This is a genomic window from Kribbella sp. NPDC000426, from assembly GCF_040300265.1.
Classification (GTDB): domain Bacteria; phylum Actinomycetota; class Actinomycetes; order Propionibacteriales; family Kribbellaceae; genus Kribbella.
The window spans coordinates 260576-279019 of sequence record NZ_JBEPDK010000008.1; the positions used below are offsets into that span (position 1 = coordinate 260576).

Here is an 18444-nt window from a genome sequence, read left to right on the forward strand (position 1 = left end):
AAGTTCCTCGCACAGGTATCCGCCCCACCTGAGGAGTCCCGATGCGACGACTTCTGACCATTGCCCTGGCTGTGCTGAGCCTCTCCGCGTTCCTGTCACCGCCGGTGCACGCCGCGACCACGTCGGCCGTCTTCCCACGCGAGATCGTCGGCGAGGACTTTCCCGATCCGGACGTGTTCCAGCAGAACGGCACCTGGTACGCGTACTCGACCAACAACGGCCGCGGCACCGTCCCGGTCGCGACCGCCCCGAGCGCCGACGGACCCTGGACGATCCGCGGTGACGCGATGCCCGGTGGCCCGTCCGCCGACTGGGCCCAGCCGGGCCGCACCTGGGCACCCGACGTCTACCCGAACGCCGACGGGACCTACACCCTCACCTACACCGCCTGGCACAAGGCGTCCGGTCACCAGTGCATCGGCGTCGCCACCGCGACCTCGCCGCTCGGCCCGTTCCAGCCGGTCGGTACGACGCCGCTCATCTGCCCGCTCGACCAGGGCGGCGCGATCGACCCCAACACGTTCGTCGCAGGAGACGGCACCCGCTACCTGGTCTGGAAGAACGACGGCAACGCGATCGGCCAACCGTCGACGCTCTGGCTCACCAGGACGGCGGACAACGGCCGGACCCTGGTCGGCGGCAACACCGCGATGCTCACGTCGAGCGGCGTCATCGAGGCGCCGGACCTGGTCCAGCGCGGCAGCCAGTACGTGCTGTTCTTCTCCGGCGGCGGATACAACGACTGCAACTACCTCACGTCGTACGCGACCTCGACGAGCCTCGGCGGCCCGTGGACGACGGCGTACCGGCCGTTGATGACGACCGCGACCTTCGACAACGCGGTCTGCGGGCCGGGCGGTGCGGACGTCGTCGGCGACAAGATCTTCCTGCACGGCTGGGTCGGCAACCAGCGGCATCTGTACGTCGCCGACATCGGCTGGGCGAACGATTACCCGGTCGTCCGCGGCAGCCGGGTGCGGTACGAGGCTGAGCGCGGCACGCTCAACCACTGCAGCGTCCGCGCCAATGCCGCCGGCGCCTCGGACGGCAAGGTGGTCGCGTACATCGACTACGCCGACTCCTGGGTCGAGAACACCGTCTTCGCCCCGGTCGCGGGCAGTTACACCCTGCACGTCGGGTACGCCAACGGTTCGGCGTCCACCGCGAGCCACGGCCTGGTTGTCAACGGCAACAACGCGGGGTCGGTCAGCTACCCGGTCACCGGCTGGGACAACTGGCACGAGAGCTCGGTGTCCGTCACGCTCAACGCCGGCTGGAACACGATCCGGCTGACCAAGGGCGATCTGTACACCGAGGTGGACTACCTCGAAGTGCAGTAGGTACCCCGTAGTCTCGTAGTGCACAAGCGAGACGAACGGGGAGTTCGAAGCAAGCGATGGCGAAACCACCAGAGCAGGTGTACGACGACCGGCGGCGGCGCCCGGTGTGGCTGGACCTCCGCCGTACCGGCCGTGGCCTGCAGGCGATGTTGTACGGCGGTCTTGCCTCGCTGATCTCGCTGACGATCACGTTCTGGACGCTGCCGCAGATCAGCAGCGACGGCCGGCTGCCGATCTTCCGGCTGGTCGTCCTGCTGGCGGTGTTCTCGGTGCTGATGCGCTGGATCCTGGCCGGTGTCGCGGTGCTGATCGGGTCGCTCGGCGTACTGATCGGCGGGCTGCTGTCACAGTTCGGAGTCGTCTACCTCGCGATCACCGTCGACCCCGGGGTCAACCTGCACGGCGGGGTCGAGGCGCCGGTGCTGGTCGCGATCTGGATGTCGTCGATCAGTGCCTTCGTCGGCTGGGTCGCGTACGCCGGCAGTGACGACGCGTACGTCGCCGAGGTGATGCGGGTCGTGCACCGCCGGGCCCGGCGGATCCAGCCCGCGCCGAAGACCGGCCTGCTGATCATCCAGATCGACGGGCTGTCCGCGCCGCTGCTGAACTGGATGGTGCTGGCCGGCAACCTGCCGAACCTCGGCGGCTGGATCCGGGACGGCAACCACTCGATGCTCGCGTGGCACACCGGCGTGCCGGCGACCACACCGGCCAGCCAGGCAGGGATCCTGCACGGCGGCTCGAAGTACATCCCGGCGTTCCGGTGGTACGAGAAGGAGACCGGCCGGGTGATGGTCACGAACCGTGGCCGGGACGCGGCGGAGCTCGAGAGCCGGATGTCGACCGGACGCGGCCTGCTCGCGGACGGCGGCGTCAGCATCAGCAACAACTGGTCCGGCGACGCGGACAAGTGCGAGCTGGTGTTCAGCCGCGCCGCCCTGCCGAACAGCCGCAGCCGCGGGTACGTCCGGTTCTTCTCCAGCCCGCAGGGAGCCGCCCGCGGGCTGATCCTGTGCGTCGCGGAGATGATCAAGGAGCTGCACCAGGCCCGGCGGCAGCGCGTCCGGCACCTGGTCCCGCGGGTGAAACGCGGCGGTGGGTACATCTTCCTGCGCGCGATCACCAACGTCCTGCTCCGCGACCTGAACGTCTCGCTGATCACCGACGAGCTGGTCAAGGGCACGCCGGTCGTCTACTGCGACTTCGTCGACTACGACGAGGTCGCGCACCACGCCGGACCGACCCGGGCCGAGTCGCTGCAGACCCTCGAGGGCCTGGACCGCGTGCTCGGTGCGCTCCAGCGGATCATCGACATCCTCCCGCACTCGTACGAGATCGTCGTTCTGTCCGACCATGGCCAGAGCCAGGGCTCGACGTTCCACCAGCGGTACGGCCGGACGCTGACCGAGGTGGTCGACGAACTGGTCGACACCACCAAGGAGCCGGTCGCGGCGGTCGGCAAGTCCGAGGGCTGGGGCCCGGTGAACGCGTTCCTCACCGAGCTGTCGATGCGCCGCAGCGTGGCCGGCTCGGTGACCCGGAAGGCGCTGCACGTGAAGGGCGGCGAGGTCGAGCTCGGTCCGAAGGACTGCGAGCCGCCGGTCGCCGCCGACGAGCAGATGGTCGTCACCGCGTCCGGGAACCTGGCACTGCTCTACCTCGCCACCACGCCCGGCCGGGTGCCGCTGGAGGAGATCGAGCTGCTGCATCCGAAGCTGATCCCCGGCCTCGCCACTCATCCCGGCATCGGGTTCGTCGTGGTCGACTCGCTCGCCGAAGGGCCGGTGGCGATCGGTCAGGCCGGTGTCCGGGTACTGCGGTCCGGCCGGGTCGAGGGGGAGGACCCGCTCGCGCCGTACGGCGAACTGGCGGCCGCCTCGATGCTCCGGCAGGCCGAGATGGCGCACAACGGGGACCTCGTCGTGGTCAGCCGGCTGGACGACTACACGCACGAGGTCGCGGCGTTCGAGGAGCTGGTCGGATGCCACGGCGGCATCGGCGGCTGGCAGACCGACGCGGTCCTGGTGCACCCGGCGCGCTGGGAGCTGAAGGAGGCTCCCGTAGGCTCCGACGCAGTCCATGAAGTGCTCGTCGGCTGGCTGGAGCAGCTCGGGCACCGCAAGGACCTCAAGGAACCGGTCGAGTCGAAGGTCGAGGCCTGAAGCGTGCGAATTACCTGGTGGGGGCACGCCACTACCACCATCGAGGCGAACGGCACGCGGCTGCTGACCGATCCGGTGCTGACGTCGCGGATCGCGCACCTGCGCCGCCGGCGCGGGCCGAACCCGCCGCCCGAGGCCGGGCACTGCGACGCGGTCCTGGTCTCGCACCTGCACGCCGACCACCTGCACCTCACCTCGCTGCCGATGGTAGCGCCGGACGCTGCGCTGGTGGTGCCGCGCGGGGCGGCGAAGCTGATCCACGCCGACAGCGGACCGGCGTACTCCGACCGCTGCATCGAAGTTGCCCCGGGCAATCAGATCAAGATCGGGTCGCTCGAGATCACCGCCGTCACCGCGCATCACGACGGGCGGCGGCTGCCGTGGTCGTCGTACTCCGCGCAAGCCGTGGGGTACCGCGTCGACAGCTCCCCGAGTGTCTGGTTCGCGGGCGATACCGATCTGTACGACGGGTTGGCGGCGGAGGCCGGTCAGGTGGACCTGGCGCTGATCCCGGTCGGCGGATGGGGGCCGTCGCTGGGGCCGGGACATCTCGATCCGGTGCGGGCGGCCGAGGCGGTGCGGCGAGTCGGCGCGACCAGGGCTGTCCCGGTACATTTCGGGACGTTCTGGCCGATCGGCTTCGATTGGGTCAAACCGGAGTTGTTCCTGCCACCGGGGGACAGGTTCCGGGCCGCGATGGCCGAGGTGGACCCTTCGGTGAAGGTGGAACTCTTGGTACCGGGCGAATCGTTCGAGGTCCCTGCATGAGTGGGGACACCAAGTTCGACCTCTGGTACTTGTTCGCGTTGGCCGGGGCGGTGTTGATCGGGGCGGTGCTGCCCGTGCTGCCGACGGGCGCGGCGGTGTCGGCCGGCGCCGTACTGGCGTCGCACCACAATCCGATCGGACTGGTCGGGGTGCTGATCGCCGGAGCTGCCGGTGCGTACGTCGGCGACCTGATCGTGTACGCCGGATGCCGCTTCGGGGGTGAGCGACTGGCCAAGCGGGTCGGGTGGCTGCGGGACAACGCATCGCTCGACGCGCTCCGGAACAGGTTGTCCGATCACGAGATCGGCGTGCTGCTGACGTCCCGCTTGATCCCGGGCGGTCGTGTGCCCGTTCTGCTGGCGGCCGGACTGGCCGGATACAAGTGGGAGCGGTTCGCGGTGGTCGACCTGGCCGCGTCGTCGCTGTGGGCCGCGGTCTACATGGCGATCGGGCTGCTCGGCTACGCGCTCTTCGACAAGCCGTGGCAGGGGGTGCTGGCGGCGATCGTGCTGGTCATCCTGACGACCGTCGTCAGCAGCCTGGTCCAGCGCGCCCGCCGGAAGTCACACACCGAATGACGCGTTGCGGAGCTGGTCCACAGCCTCCGCCTCACCGTCCAGTTCGACATCGGCCACCTGCTGACGCCCGAAGCAGAACAGCAGCAGCTCAGCCGGCTCGCCCGTCACGGTCACCGAGCCGAGCGCTGTCGGCCGCTTCGCGACGGACGTCGTACCGTCGGGCAGCCTGAGCACCAGGCCGGTCGGCGACTTCCGGTTCATCGTCTTCGACGACAGCCGGACCGTCTTCCACAGCCCTTCCTGCTGGTCGGCGGGCAGCGCGCGCACGTCCCACGTCGGTTGGGCGCGGCGGACGTCCTCGTGGTGGACGAAGTACTCGGCCGTGTTGAACTGGGCGCCGAGCTTCGGCAGCGCGTAGATCGAGACCGGGGGCGGGCCGTTGCGGACCTTGCCGACGACCTCGGCGAAGCTGTAGCGCTCCTTCGCACGCTTCATCCGTCTCTCGGTGGTGTCGGACAGCGCGGGGATCATGATGCCCGGCCCGGCCATCGGATCGGCTTCCCGGACGTACAGATGGACCGCGAGGTCGTAGGTGTCCCACCCCTCGCAGAGCGTCGGCTCAGCAGGCCCGAGCTGGTCGAACAGATCACACAGAGCAAGTCGTTCTACCCGGCTGTAGTCGGTCACAACTCGATCGTAGTTGTCGGGTGGGAATGGCAGAATGTCAATCGTTGTCATGCCTGTGTCCCACGTTTGCACCTGATTGCCCTGGAGCGTGTCTTGCCTGTGCCGAAAGTCCCCGACAAGGGCAGCGTCACCCGGCGGGGGTTCGGGGTGCTGCGGGTCGCGATCTGGGAGGAGCCGGGCATCTTCGCGCTGTCCGTGCTCGCCAGCATGCTGTACGGCGCGATGACCGTGGCCGGCGGCTGGGCCCTCGGCTGGTCGACCGATCACATTATCCGGCCGGCGTTCGAGCAGGGCGAGACGACCACCGGCGCGATCCTGACGCTGATCTCGCTGTTCCTCGGGATCGCGATCCTGAATGCGATCGGCGTGGTCGGGCGGCGTCTCGGGGCCGGTGTGATGCAGTTCCGGCTGCAGGCGACGTACCGCAACCGCGTCACCCGGCAGTACCTGAAGCTGCCGCTGGAGTGGCACCACCAGCACTCGACCGGCATGTTGCTGTCGAACGCGAACGCCGACGTGGAGTCGACCTGGTTCGTGATCGCGCCGCTGCCGATGGCGATCGGCGTGATCGCGATGCTGGTGTTCGCGACGATCGCGATGTTCGCGGCCGACGTCTGGCTGGCCCTGGTCGGCTGCCTGGTGTTCCCGCTGGTGTTCATCGCGAACGTGATCTTCCAGCGCTACCTGCAGCCGCTCGCGACCCGCGCCCAGCAACTCCGCGCCGACGTCTCCGAGGTCGCGCACGAGTCGTTCGACGGCGCGCTCGTGGTGAAGACGCTGGGCCGGGAGGCGGCCGAGACCGAGCGTTTCCGCGGCCCGACCAACGCGCTACGCGACGCGAACATCGCGGTGAACAAGGCCCGCGGCATGTTCGACCCGGTGATCGACGGTCTGCCCCGGCTCGGCGTGCTCGCCGTGCTGCTGGTCGGCGTCGGGCGGGTGCGGTCCGGCGGTGCGGATGCCGGCGACGTCGTGCAGGTGGCGTTCCTGTTCACGCTGATCGGGTTCCCGATCCGGGCGCTCGGCTGGGTGCTCGGTGAGCTCCCGCGCTCGGTCGTTGGCTGGGACCGGGTGCAACGCGTGCTGACCGCCGAGGGCGGCATGGAGTACGGCGAGGCCCGGCTCACGTCGGCGAAGGCGGCCCGGTTGCAGGTGGCCGGCGTACGGTTCGGGTACCTGCCCGAGCGCGACGTACTGGCCGGGATGGACTTCACGATCGAGCCCGGGCGGACGGTCGCGGTCGTCGGGCCGACGGGTGCGGGCAAGTCCACGTTGACCACGCTGCTGACGCGGCTGGTGGACCCGGAGCAGGGCGCCGTCAAGGTCGACGGGATCGATCTGCGCGACCTGGCGCGCGACGAACTGGCCGGCTCGGTCGCGCTGGTGGCGCAGACCGCGTTCCTGTTCGACGACACGATCCGCGGCAACATCACGCTCGGCGGCGACTACAGCGACGACGACGTGTGGGACGCGCTGCGGATCGCCCAGGGCGACGGGTTCGTGAAGGCACTGCCCGACGGCCTCGACACCAAGGTCGGCGAGCGGGGTACGACGCTGTCCGGCGGCCAGCGACAGCGGATCGCGCTGGCCCGTGCCCTGGTACGGCGGCCGCGACTGCTGATCCTCGACGACGCCACGAGCGCGGTCGACCCGCAGGTCGAGGCACGCATCCTCGCCGGGTTGCGCAGCGCCGTCCACGACGACGCCGGGGCGGCGACGACCGTGCTGGTGATCGCGTACCGGAAAGCGACGATCTCGCTCGCGGACGAGGTGCTGTTCATGGACGACGGCCGGATCCTCGCCCACGGCACCCACACCGAACTGCAGGCGTCGACACCGGCGTACCGGGACCTGGTCGACGCCTACGAGAAGGACGCCGAGCGTCGCGAGGAAGAACTGGAGGCGTCGGCGTGAGCGCCGCTGAAGCGAGTCGGTTGGATCATGGTGACAACGCGGGTGGTCTGGAGACTCTCAAGGAAGGTCTGAAGGTCTCGCCCGAGCTCGCCCGCGGGTGGTGGGTGACCGGGATTCTCGCGTTGACGATGACGGCCGGGCGGATCGTCGTACCGATCGCGGTGCAGCAGACGATCGACAAGGGCCTGTCCGGTGCCGGCGGCCCGGACATGTCGTACGTCGCCTGGATGTGCCTGGTCTGTGCGCTGGGTGTGATCCTGACCGCCGGAGCGTCGTACCTGACGACCGTGCGGCTCGCGATCAACTCCGAGTCCGGGCTGGCGACGATGCGCATCAAGGCGTTCCGGCACGTGCACGACCTGCCGGTGCTGACGCAGAGCACCGAGCGGCGCGGCGCGCTGGTCAGCCGGGTCACGTCCGATGTGGACACGGTGTCGCAGTTCCTGCAGTTCGGCGGGTTCATCTTCATCGTGAGCCTCGGTCAGATGGCGCTCGCGACCGTGGTGATGTTCTTCTACTCGTGGCAGCTCGCGCTGGTCGTGCTGCTGTGCTTCATCCCGCTGTTCGCCAGCCTCAAGTACCTGCAGCGCGCGATGTCGGCGGCGTACGGCGTGGTCCGGGCCAAGGTCGGCGAGATGCTGTCGGCGATCTCGGAGCCCGTCGTCGGCGCGCAGGTGGTCCGCTCGTACGCGATCGAGAAGCGGACGCAGGACCGCATCGACGCCTCGATCGAGGACTACCGCAAGACCGCGACCAAGGCGCAGGCGATCACCGGTCTGACCTTCTCGATCGGCGGTCTGGCGGCCGGCCTAGCGAACGCGGGCGTGCTGACGGTCGGCGTACTGCTCGGTGTGGACAAGCAGGCGACGCTGGGCGAGCTGCTCGCGTTCATGTTCCTGGTGTCGCTGTTCTCCGACCCGGTGCAGATCGCGACGCAGGTGCTGACCGACGCCCAGAGCGCCTTCGCCGGCTGGCGGCGCGTGCTCGGCGTGATCGCGACGCCGGCCGACGTCGTGGACCCCGGCGAGGACGGCGTGAAGCAGGCCCGCGGGCCGATCACGGTCGAGTTCGCGGACGTCGATTTCGCTTATCCGGAAGGCGATCTGGTCCTGCGCGACGTCGGCGTACGGATCGAGCCGCACCGGCGGGTCGCGGTCGTCGGCGAGACCGGGTCCGGGAAGACGACGTTCGCGAAGCTGCTGACCCGGCTGATGGACCCGACGTCGGGCGCGGTCAAGCTCGACGGGGTGGACGCGCGCGAGATCTCCTTCGAGTCGCTGCGAGAGCGGGTCGTGATGGTGCCGCAGGACGGGTACCTGTTCGACGCGTCACTCGCGGAGAACGTGCGGTTCGGCCGGCCCGAGGTGACCGACGCAGAGCTGGTCACGGCGTTCGATTCACTCGGGCTGACGGACTGGCTGGAGTCGCTACCGGACGGCCTGAAATCGCCGGTCGGGCAGCGCGGTGAGTCGCTGTCGGCGGGGGAGCGGCAGCTGGTCGCGCTCGTCCGCGCGAACATCGCCGACCCGGACCTCCTCGTCCTCGACGAGGCGACGTCGGCGGTCGACCCCGGCACCGAGGTGCGGGTCAACGCGGCGCTCGAGCGACTGATGGCCGGACGTACGTCGGTGACGATCGCACACCGGCTGTCGACGGCCGAGGCCGCCGACGAGGTGCTGGTGTTCGACGACGGCGAGATCGTGGAGCGCGGGCCGCACGCCGAGCTGGTCGGCGCCGGCGGCGTCTACACCCAACTCCACGACAGCTGGATCGCCCAACGCAGCGCCATCTGAGTTGAGCTGCGCGGGCCGGCCAGGCGATCCCCTGGCCGGCCCGCACCGCATCTTGAATCAGGGGGTCGGAGCGGCTCCGTTCTCGTGACCGGCGCCGGGCTGCGGCACCAGCAGGAACTCGACACCGCCCTTGTCGTCCACCGCCGCGTCCAGGATCTTGTCGTCGAGCGCGTTCGCGGCGTTGTGCTCGAGGAACACCCGCGCACCCGCCTCCTCGACGACCTGGTCGCCAGGCTGCGGAGCCTCGGTCGTGGTCACCGCGAGTGCCGGATCCGCCGGGTTCTCCTGCGAGATCCGCACCCCGGCCCCTTCCGGCGCGCCTTCGACCCCAGTGATGCTCTTGATCACCAGCGTCGCGTTCTCAGTCAGGGTCAGCACAGCCACTCCATCCGTCGGTTAACACTTGAGCCCGTCCCGTGCCCGATCGCCCTGGTACCAAACCTTGGGCACCCACCAACCACGAATCGGCCGCCGGGACGGTTGACCCGTGCCCAACGTCAGGCGACCTGGGCGGGGTCGCGGGGCGCGACTCGCCAGGTGGGGGCGGCGGTGGTGCGGGACGTGCCGCGGATGAACGCGGCGCGTAGGCGTGCGGAGAGGTCGGAGGACGTCGCCACTGCGTCTTCCCAGCCGAAATGGACGAGTTCGACACCGCGGTCGGCGAGGCGCTGGTCCCGGCGATGGCTCCGGCGCATCCGGCGCCGTCGCTCCGCGGGCGTGTCCGCCTCGTACTTCGCTAGTCCGTCGGCCTCCGCCACCGTACGGAACCGGGGCCAGTAGAAGTCGACCCGCTCGGGCATCCAGCCGAAACCGTCGAAGAACTGGACCTGCAGCTCGGGTGCGGGCAGTCCGGCCGCCGCAAAGGCCCTGCGGGCGAGCGACTCGAGCACGGACTCGGATCTGGCATCACCGAAGTCGATCGCGGCACGAGCGTTCAGGCTCCCCGGCCAGCGCTGTTGACGGGCGACGACGGCCTGCAGTTCGGTGACCGGCGTACCGAGGAACAGCGCGTGGTCGACCGTGACGATCGCTTCCCGGACGGGCAGCTCCCGGGCGAGGTCCACGACGGTTCGAGCGAGGCTGGTCACGGACAGCTGATCGTGGTGTGACACGTCACCGGGTGGCAGACCAGGTCGTCGTACGACGACGTCGGGGCGGCGCTGGTTGCGCATCGCGGTCGGTGGCCAGGTCAGCCACGTGGCGTCGATCGGGACTGCGGATGACCGCCGGGCGTCTGTCCACACACGGAGTCCAGCCAGCCGCGCCGCGCTGAAATGACTCACCACCGAGCCCGGGTACGCCGCTGCAGCACAGGCGATCACCGCGAGATGTACGTCGACGCGCCCGTCGAGGTAGTGGCCGTGGTGATGGTGCAGGTGCTTCCGCCGCACCAGGCGGCGGAGGTCGGCGTCTCCCAATCCAAGTTCGCGTAATACGCCACGCCGTACCGGGGTCCTCGCCGCGAACCGGAGCCGCTCCCGGACGACGTTCTCCAACCTATCCATCGCCGCATTCTCGCCACCTCCGCCCCGCGTCGCACCGCCCCTTCGCCCGCCTGTGGACAAGGGTTCCTTGAGCACCCGCCAACCACAGGCTTGGGCGGACTTTGGTTGGTGGGTGCTCAAAGCGCCTGGATGCGGAGTGGTGTGGGATGGGGGGTATGGCGATTGAGGTGGAGACTCCGGGGACGGGTGGGTTGGGCGAGGTTGTGGGCGTGGTGCGGGGGTGGCAGCGGGATGGGGCCGCGGTTCAGTTGCATCCGGGGGATTTGGGGTGGTTCTGGCGGTTCGGGGTGGAGGCGACGGCGGCGGCGACGCGGGTTTGGCGGCGGGGCGGGGAGATTGTCGCGGTGGGGATGCTTGATGAGCCGGACTGGTTGCGGATGGCGATCGCGCCGGAGTTGCAGCGGGACGAGGAGCTGGCGCGGCGGATCGTCGAGGACGTGTCGGCGCCGGAGGCCGGCGTACTGATCGAGGGCGAGGTGGCGGTCGAGACGCCGATGGGGGCGCTCGTCCAGGATCTGCTGTTCAAGGACGGGTGGGACGCGGACAAGCCGTGGGTGCCGTTGGTGCGGAGTCTGAGCGATCCGGTTCCGGATCCGGGGATGCGGGTCGACGTGGTCGGGGCCGAGGATGCGCACGAGCGGACCGCCGTACAGCGGGCTTCGTTCGATGGGTCGACGTTCACCGACGACCGCTGGTTCGCGATGGCCGACGGCGTGCCGTACGCCGATGCGCGGTGCCTGATCGCCCGGAACAAGACCGGCGAGTCTGTGGCGGCCGCGACCGTGTGGTCGGCCGGCGAGGGACGGCCGGGCTACATCGAGCCGATGGGCGTGCACCGGCTGCACCGTGGGCGCGGCTACGGCACGGCGATGGTGCTCGCGTGCGCCCGTGCGTTGCAGGAGATGGGCGCGTCGAGCATCTACACCTGTACTCCGGCGTCCAACGAGGGAGCAGTGGCGACGTACCAGGCCGCCGGGCTCGAGCCGCAAGCCGAGATCAGGGCACAGAACCGCAACGGTTAAGCGGACGCGACGTCGTCCGCGGCCCGGAGCACGCGCAGGATGTTGCCTCCGGCAAGCTTCCTGAGATCGTCGTCGCTCCAGCCACGGTCTGCCAGCGCGCCGAGCAGCACCGGGTACGACGACACGTCGGGCAGCTCGATCGGGAAGTCCGGACAACCGTCGTAGTCCCCGCCGACGCCGATGTGGTCGATCCCCGCGACCTCGCGGACGTGTTCGACATGCTTGACCACGTCCGCCAGCGTGACGTCCGGCCGCGGCACGCCGTACAGCTCCTCGACCTGCTTGCGGTGCTCCTTGCCCTCCAGCCCGCGCTCCTTGGCGAGCGTGTGCATGCCGTCGAGCCAGTCGACGTACGGCTGTGAGACGAAGTACGGGACAAAGGTGACCATGCAGACGCCGTCGTTGGCGGCGAGCGTCTCGAGCACGTCGTCCGGCGCGTTCCGCGGTACGTCGCAGACGGCGCGGGACGACGAATGGCTGAAGATCACCGGCGCACTGGTGACGCGGAGCGCGTGCCGCATCGTGTCCGCGGAGACGTGGGAGAGGTCGACCAGCATACCGATCCGGTTCATCTCGCGGACGACCTGCTCGCCGAAGTCGTTCAGCCCGCCCAGCACCGGCTCGTCGGTGGCCGAGTCGGCCCAGGACACGTTGTTGTTGTGGGTGAGCGTCATGTAGCGGACACCCAGTGAACGCATCACCCGCAGTACGCCGAGGGACTCGCCGATCGAGTGGCCGCCCTCCATCCCCATCAGCGAGGCGATCTTGCCGGCCGCGATCGCAGCCTCGACGTCGTTGGCGGTGTCTGCCAGTTGCAGATCGCCGGCGAACCGCTCGACGAACCGGTGGACGAAGTCGAGCTGCTCGAACGTACGCCGTACTGCGTGCTCGTCCTGCGGCACCCACAGGGACCAGAACTGACCGCCCACGTGCCCGGCCCGCAGCCGCGGGATGTCGGTGTGCAGCTGTGGCACCGGCCCGCTCAGGTCGTGTGCGTCCAGGTCGTAGTCGCACAGCTCGTAGAACGCGATGGGCAGATCGTTGTGACCGTCGATCACCGGGTACGCACTCGTCATGCCGCCATCTTGTCAGCCCAGGTCGAGGCCGTGGTAAAAGCTGTCGGCCGGATCGGAGACAATGGATCGGTGACTATCGACGAGTTGACCTTCGACGCGGCCGGGTTGATACCGGCAGTGGTGCAGCAGTACGACACGCGCGAGGTCCTGATGGTGGGCTGGATGAACGCCGAGGCGGTGCGCCGTACCGCGGAGACGAAGCGGGGCACCTTCTGGTCGCGTAGCCGGCAGGAGTACTGGGTCAAGGGCGAGACCAGCGGCCACCGTCAGCACGTGAAGCAGATCCTCGTCGACTGCGACGCCGACACCCTGCTCGTCCTTGTCGACCAGGAAGGGCCGGCCTGCCACACCGGCACCCGCAGCTGCTTCGAGAACGGCGAGATCGAGGTGGCGGCGTGACGGTTCCGGAGCTGGAGACCTTCCGCGAGTACGCGAAGGACCGCCGGGTGATCCCGGTGACGCGCCGGCTGCTCGCCGACGCCGAGACGCCGATCGGTGTCTACGGCAAGCTCGCGGCCGAGCGCGAGGGCACGTTCCTGCTGGAGTCGGCGGAGAACGGCGGGGTCTGGTCGCGCTACTCGTTCATCGGCGTGCGCTCCGCCGCGACGCTGACCGAGCGCGACGGCGAGGCCGTCTGGACCGGCAACCCGCCCGTCGGCCTCCCGCAGACCGGTGACCCGCTGAAGGCGCTGCGGGAGACCCTGGAGATCCTGCACACGCCGCGGTTGCCCGACCTGCCCCCACTGACCGGGGGCATGGTCGGCTTCCTCGGGTACGACGCCGTCCGCCGCCTGGAGCGGTTGCCGGACACAACGACTGACGACCTCGGCCTGCCCGAGCTGACGTTCCTGTTCGCCACCGACCTGGCCGCGCTCGACCACGAGACCGGCGAGATCTGGCTGATCGCGAACGCGGTCAACTGGGACGACTCCGACGAGCGCGTCGACGAGGCGTATGCCGACGCCGTCCGCCGGCTCGACGCGATGGAGCGCGACCTCGCGCAGCCCACCCCGTCGTACGTCGTCCGCGCCGACCGGCAGGCGCAGCCCGACCCGCACCGGCAGCGCTCCAGCGCGGAGTACCGGGAGGCCGTCGAGCACGCCAAGGAGGAGATCCGGGCCGGCGAGGCGTTCCAGATCGTCGTCTCGCAGCGGTTCGAGCTGCAGACCACGGCGAGCGCCCTGGACATCTACCGGGTGCTGCGACGCTCCAACCCGAGCCCGTACATGTACCTGGTCCGCCTCGACGGCTTCGACATCGTCGGCTCGAGCCCGGAGGCCCTGGTCAAGGTCACCGAGAACAAGGTGATCCTGCACCCGATCGCCGGAACCCGCCGCCGCGGCGCGACGCCGGAGGAGGACCACGCGCTGGAAGAGGAGCTGCGCGCCGACGCCAAGGAGCGCGCCGAGCACCTGATGCTGGTCGACCTCGGCCGCAACGATGTCGGCAAGGTGTGCGCGCCCGGCACGGTCGAGGTGGTCGACTTCATGGACGTGCGGCGCTACAGCCACGTCATGCATCTGGAGTCGACGGTCACCGGGCAGCTCAAGGCCGGTATGACCGCGTTCGACGCGCTGACCGCCGCGTTCCCGGCCGGAACGTTGTCCGGGGCCCCGAAACCGCGGGCGATGGAGATCATCGACAAGCTCGAGGTCACCCGGCGCGGGGTGTACGGCGGCGTGGTCGGCTACCTGGACTTCGCCGGCGACGCGGACACCGCGATCGCGATCCGGACCGCGGTACTGCGCGGCGGGACGGCGTACGTGCAGGCCGGCGCCGGGATCGTCGCGGACTCCGACCCGGTCTCGGAGGACGCCGAGTGCCGGACCAAGGCGGCCGCCGTACTGAACGCGATCGCGGTCGCGGGAACCTTCAGCGACGTATGAAGCCGCAGCGGATGGTCGACCTCCTGGCCTTGGCGGCGCTGGTGCTGCTCGGCCTGTCCGGGTACCTGACGTGGGTCTCGGCGAACCCGGGCAACGGGCGGGTCGACGTGGTGTTCAACGGCTACACGATCACCAAGGCGCCGGTCACGCTGGCGCTGGCGTCGGTGGTGGCGGTCGTGGTCACGAAGCTGGCCGGCACGCTGCTGCGCAGGGTGCTGGGCGGTCTGGTGGCGTTGCTCGGGGCGGTGGCGATCATCGTTGCCTTGACCGTGCGCCCGGACGGCGCCGAACTGAGCCAGCTGCGGCCCGAGCTGAGCGACGTACTCGCGGACCAGGTCACGCAGACTCTCGGCGTGGCGCCGTGGTTCGCACTGGCCGGCGGGATCGCCCTGGTGGCGGCGGGTCTGCTGACCGCGCTGACCGCGCACCGGTGGCGGCGACCGACTGCACGATACGAGCGTGATCCGGCTGCCTCACCGGCCGATCAGTGGAAGGCGATCGACGCCGGGGAGGACCCGACTCTCTGATCGCGGCGGGCTACCGCCACAATAGGACAGGACGACGAGGAGGAGTGGCGCCAACTATGGACAATACGGTGGCGGATCAAGGAGCTAGTCGGATCGACGAGGAGGCCCCGCACGATCTGCACGGCAACAGCCCCGCGGCGTGGACCGCGGTGGTGATCGTGCTGGTCGCGTTCACGCTCGGCGCCATCGCCATGGTGCTCGGGCCGAACTGGGTGCTGTTCTGGATCTCCGTCGCGATCGCGGTGCTCGGTGCGCTGGCCGGCAAGGTGCTGTCGTTGCTGGGCTTCGGGGTCCCGACCGACGGCGACCACTGAGGGGCGGACGGACATGACTGTGCTTGACGACATTCTCGCTGGGGTCCGCGAGGACCTTGCGGAGCGCCAGGCGCGGGTCAGCCTGGACGATCTGAAGCAGGAGGCCCAGCGCAAGCCCGACGCCAAGGACCCGATGCCCGTGTTCCGCGGTGACGGGATCGCGGTGATCGCCGAGGTGAAGCGGTCCAGCCCGTCCAAGGGCGAGCTGGCCGAGATCACCGACCCGGCCGCGCTGGCCGGGGAGTACGAGCTGGGCGGCGCCGCGGCGATTTCGGTCCTCACCGAAGAGCGCCGGTTCAACGGCAGCCTCGACGACCTGCGCGCGGTCCGCGGCCGCGTCGACGTGCCCGTGCTGCGCAAGGACTTCGTGGTGTCGTCGTACCAGCTGTGGGAGGCCCGGGCGGCCGGCGCCGACATGATTCTGCTGATCGCGGCGGCGCTGGAGCAGGAGGCCCTGGTCTCGCTGATCGAGCGTGCGCACTCGATCGGCCTGTGCCCGCTGGTCGAGGTGCACGACGAGGAGGAGACCCGGCGTGCGGTGGACGCCGGCGCTCAGCTCATCGGCGTGAACAACCGCAACCTGAAGACGCTCGAGGTCGACCGGGACACGTTCGCGCGGGTCGCGCCGACGATCCCGACCGAGCTGGTCCGGGTGGCCGAGTCCGGGGTCCGCGGGCCGCATGATGTAATCGAGTTCGCGCGCGCCGGGGCCGATGTCGTCCTCGTCGGTGAAACCCTGGTGACCGGCCGCGATCCTCGCGCCTCGGTCGCCGACCTCGTCGCCGCCGGATCGCACCCCGCCATCCAGCAGCGGCACTAGACCTCTCCTCCCGGTCCAAACGGGTAGGGGCAGCAACTCTCCCGAGCCGTCTGGGCCGGGATCGGAAGGTTTTGTCGGATGTCTACTGTGCTGCCCGACCAGTTCGGGCACTTCGGCCGTTTCGGCGGCAGGTTCATGCCGGAGGCGCTGATCGCGCCGCTCGACGAGCTCACCCAGGCCTGGCGCGAAGCCATGGCCGACCTGGAGTTCACCGGTGAGTTCGAGCGGATGCTGCGCGACTACATCGGCGCCCCGAGCCTGCTGTACGACGCGACCCGGCTGTCCGACGCGGCCGGCGCGCGGATCCTGCTGAAGCGCGAGGACCTGAACCACACCGGCGCGCACAAGATCCGCAACGCGATCGGCCAGGCGCTGCTGACCAAGCGGATGGGCAAGCCGCGGGTGATCGCCGAGACCGGCGCCGGCCAGCACGGCGTCGCGACGGCGACCGCGTGTGCGTACCTGGGCCTGGAGTGCGTCGTCTACATGGGCGAGGTCGACACCGAGCGGCAGGCGCTGAACGTGGCCCGGATGCGGCTGCTCGGCGCCGAGGTGATCTCGGTCAAGACCGGCAGCCGGACGCTGAAGGACGCGATCAACGAGGCGCTGCGCGACTGGGTCGCCAGCGTCGACAAGACCCACTACATCCTCGGTACGGCGGCGGGCTCGCACCCGTTCCCCGCGATGGTGCGCGACTTCGTCCGCGGGATCGGCGACGAGGCCCGGGAGCAGTCGCTCGAACTGCTCGGCAAACTGCCGGACGCCGCGGTCGCGTCGGTCGGCGGCGGGTCGAACGCGATCGGCCTGTTCACCGCCTTCATCCCCGACGAGTCGGTGAAGTTGTACGGCATCGAGCCGGGCGGCGACGGGTTCGAGACCGGTCGGCACGCGGCGACGATCACGGCCGGCCAGGTCGGCGTACTGCACGGTGCGCGGTCGTTCCTGCTGCAGGACGAGGACGGGCAGACGATCGAGTCGCACTCGATCTCCGCGGGCCTGGACTACCCGGGCGTCGGCCCCGAGCACGCGTGGCTGGCCGAGACCGGGCGCGCGTCGTACCGGCCGATCACCGACGCGGAGGCGATGGACGCGTTCCAGCTGCTGTCGCGGACCGAGGGCATCATCCCGGCCATCGAGTCCGCGCACGCGGTCGCCGGTGCGCTCGACATCGCCAAGGAATTGGGGCCGGAGGCAACTATTCTGGTGAACCTGTCCGGCCGCGGGGACAAGGACATGGACACGGCCGCCACCTGGTTCGGCCTCGGTGACAAGGAGGCCGGCGATGAGTGAGCTCGTTGCTCTGGGCAAGGCCGGGACGGCGATCCGGGCCGCGAACGACGCGGGCCGGGCGGCCGTGATCGGGTACCTGCCGGCCGGCTATCCGACGTACGACGGCGCCCTCGACGGCCTGAAGGCGCTGGTCGACGGCGGCGCGGACGTGATCGAGCTCGGCCTGCCGTACAGCGACCCGGTGATGGACGGCGTGACGATCCAGCGCGCCACCGAGATCGCGCTCGCGGGCGGTGTGCGGACCCGCGACGTGCTCAGCACGGTCGAGAAGATCGCGGCGTACTCCGACGTCCCGGTGCTGGTGATGACGTACTGGAACCCGATCGAGCGGTACGGCGTGGACCGGTTCGCGGCCGACTTCGCCGGTGTCGGGGGAGCGGGCCTGATCACGCCGGACCTGATCCCGGACGAGGGCGCGGAGTGGATCGCGGCCGCGGACAAGCACGACCTGGACAAGGTGTTCCTGGTCTCGCCGTCGTCGACCGACGCGCGGATCGCGATGACGACGGCCGCCTGCCGCGGGTTCGTCTACGCGACCGCCGTGATGGGTGTCACCGGCGCCCGGGACAAGCCGTCGGAGCTCGCGGCGCCGCTGGTGGCGCGGGTCAAGGCGGCGACCGAGCTGCCGGTCGGCGTCGGACTGGGGATCTCGAACGGCGACCAGGCCGCGGGGGTGGCCGGTTTCGCGGACGCCGTGATCGTCGGCGCGGCCCTCGTCAGAGCCCTGGGAGACAACGGCGCGGCCGGGGTCCGGGCGCTGACCGAGGACCTGGCCGACGGTGTACGCCGGGAACCTCGCACCCCCGTCGAACGTTAGAACCG

18 protein-coding genes are annotated in these 18444 nt (G+C 69.9%); 14 read left to right on the forward strand and 4 right to left on the reverse strand.

Annotated features, from left to right (window positions below; all coding sequences use genetic code 11):
- Positions 1-41: 41 nt before the first annotated feature.
- The 4 genes from ABT313_RS35790 to ABT313_RS35805 are packed head-to-tail and all read left to right on the forward strand — an operon-like array spanning position 42 to position 4848.
- Positions 42-1340, forward strand: coding sequence for a family 43 glycosylhydrolase (locus ABT313_RS35790; RefSeq protein WP_350863117.1), 1299 nt, complete (start codon positions 42-44; stop codon positions 1338-1340).
- Positions 1341-1396: 56 nt separating this feature from the next.
- Positions 1397-3502, forward strand: a complete 2106-nt coding sequence (locus tag ABT313_RS35795) for an alkaline phosphatase family protein (RefSeq protein ID WP_350863120.1) — start codon at positions 1397-1399, stop codon at positions 3500-3502.
- A 3-nt stretch (positions 3503-3505) separates the two neighbouring features.
- Positions 3506-4270, forward strand: coding sequence for an MBL fold metallo-hydrolase (locus ABT313_RS35800; RefSeq protein WP_350863123.1), 765 nt, complete (start codon positions 3506-3508; stop codon positions 4268-4270).
- Positions 4267-4848: a DedA family protein gene (locus ABT313_RS35805; RefSeq protein ID WP_350863125.1), complete on the forward strand. Its 582-nt coding sequence runs from the start codon at positions 4267-4269 to the stop codon at positions 4846-4848. The genes ABT313_RS35800 and ABT313_RS35805 overlap by 4 nt, the downstream gene beginning before the upstream one ends.
- Here ABT313_RS35805 and ABT313_RS35810 read toward each other — a convergent pair.
- On the reverse strand, positions 4834-5475 hold the full coding sequence (locus ABT313_RS35810) for a TIGR03085 family metal-binding protein (RefSeq protein ID WP_350863128.1): 642 nt from the start codon (positions 5473-5475) through the stop codon (positions 4834-4836). The two genes, ABT313_RS35805 and ABT313_RS35810, sit on opposite strands and share 15 nt — an antisense overlap.
- A gap of 99 nt (positions 5476-5574) precedes the next feature.
- Between ABT313_RS35810 and ABT313_RS35815 the strand changes: the two genes are divergently transcribed.
- The gene (locus tag ABT313_RS35815; protein ID WP_350863816.1) at positions 5575-7389 is read left to right on the forward strand and encodes an ABC transporter ATP-binding protein; all 1815 of its coding nucleotides are present in this window, start codon (positions 5575-5577) and stop codon (positions 7387-7389) included.
- The gene (locus ABT313_RS35820) at positions 7386-9182 is read left to right on the forward strand and encodes an ABC transporter ATP-binding protein (RefSeq protein WP_350863131.1); all 1797 of its coding nucleotides are present in this window, start codon (positions 7386-7388) and stop codon (positions 9180-9182) included. Before ABT313_RS35815 ends, ABT313_RS35820 begins: the two co-directional genes overlap by 4 nt.
- A gap of 57 nt (positions 9183-9239) precedes the next feature.
- Here ABT313_RS35820 and ABT313_RS35825 read toward each other — a convergent pair whose 3' ends face one another.
- Positions 9240-9560, reverse strand: a complete 321-nt coding sequence (locus tag ABT313_RS35825; RefSeq protein WP_134098608.1) for a Fe-S cluster assembly protein HesB — start codon at positions 9558-9560, stop codon at positions 9240-9242.
- A 119-nt stretch (positions 9561-9679) separates the two neighbouring features.
- The gene (locus tag ABT313_RS35830; RefSeq protein ID WP_350863133.1) at positions 9680-10687 is read right to left on the reverse strand and encodes a hypothetical protein; all 1008 of its coding nucleotides are present in this window, start codon (positions 10685-10687) and stop codon (positions 9680-9682) included.
- 155 nt (positions 10688-10842) lie between these two features.
- Between ABT313_RS35830 and ABT313_RS35835 the strand changes: the two genes are divergently transcribed.
- A complete protein-coding gene (locus ABT313_RS35835; protein WP_350863136.1) occupies positions 10843-11709 on the forward strand; it encodes a GNAT family N-acetyltransferase in 867 nt (288 codons plus the stop codon).
- Here ABT313_RS35835 and ABT313_RS35840 read toward each other — a convergent pair.
- Positions 11706-12785, reverse strand: a complete 1080-nt coding sequence (locus ABT313_RS35840; RefSeq protein WP_350863140.1) for a dipeptidase — start codon at positions 12783-12785, stop codon at positions 11706-11708. The two genes, ABT313_RS35835 and ABT313_RS35840, sit on opposite strands and share 4 nt — an antisense overlap.
- 69 nt (positions 12786-12854) lie before the next feature.
- Between ABT313_RS35840 and hisI the strand changes: the two genes are divergently transcribed.
- The 7 genes from hisI to trpA all read left to right on the forward strand — a co-directional run bounded on the left by hisI (position 12855) and on the right by trpA (position 18439).
- Positions 12855-13184: a phosphoribosyl-AMP cyclohydrolase gene (gene hisI, locus ABT313_RS35845; protein ID WP_350863142.1), complete on the forward strand. Its 330-nt coding sequence runs from the start codon at positions 12855-12857 to the stop codon at positions 13182-13184.
- Positions 13181-14671 (forward strand): anthranilate synthase component I, encoded by a 1491-nt coding sequence (locus ABT313_RS35850; RefSeq protein WP_350863145.1) that lies wholly within the window; start codon positions 13181-13183, stop codon positions 14669-14671. The genes hisI and ABT313_RS35850 overlap by 4 nt, the downstream gene beginning before the upstream one ends.
- Positions 14668-15198 (forward strand): Trp biosynthesis-associated membrane protein, encoded by a 531-nt coding sequence (locus tag ABT313_RS35855; protein WP_350863148.1) that lies wholly within the window; start codon positions 14668-14670, stop codon positions 15196-15198. The genes ABT313_RS35850 and ABT313_RS35855 overlap by 4 nt, the downstream gene beginning before the upstream one ends.
- 56 nt (positions 15199-15254) lie before the next feature.
- Positions 15255-15512, forward strand: a complete 258-nt coding sequence (locus ABT313_RS35860) for an HGxxPAAW family protein (protein WP_350863152.1) — start codon at positions 15255-15257, stop codon at positions 15510-15512.
- 13 nt (positions 15513-15525) lie between these two features.
- A complete protein-coding gene (gene trpC, locus ABT313_RS35865) occupies positions 15526-16332 on the forward strand; it encodes an indole-3-glycerol phosphate synthase TrpC (protein ID WP_350863155.1) in 807 nt (268 codons plus the stop codon).
- Between the two features lie 78 nt (positions 16333-16410).
- The gene (trpB, locus tag ABT313_RS35870) at positions 16411-17622 is read left to right on the forward strand and encodes a tryptophan synthase subunit beta (RefSeq protein ID WP_350863158.1); all 1212 of its coding nucleotides are present in this window, start codon (positions 16411-16413) and stop codon (positions 17620-17622) included.
- The gene (trpA, locus tag ABT313_RS35875; protein ID WP_350863161.1) at positions 17615-18439 is read left to right on the forward strand and encodes a tryptophan synthase subunit alpha; all 825 of its coding nucleotides are present in this window, start codon (positions 17615-17617) and stop codon (positions 18437-18439) included. The genes trpB and trpA overlap by 8 nt, the downstream gene beginning before the upstream one ends.
- The last annotated feature ends 5 nt before the right edge of the window (positions 18440-18444 follow it).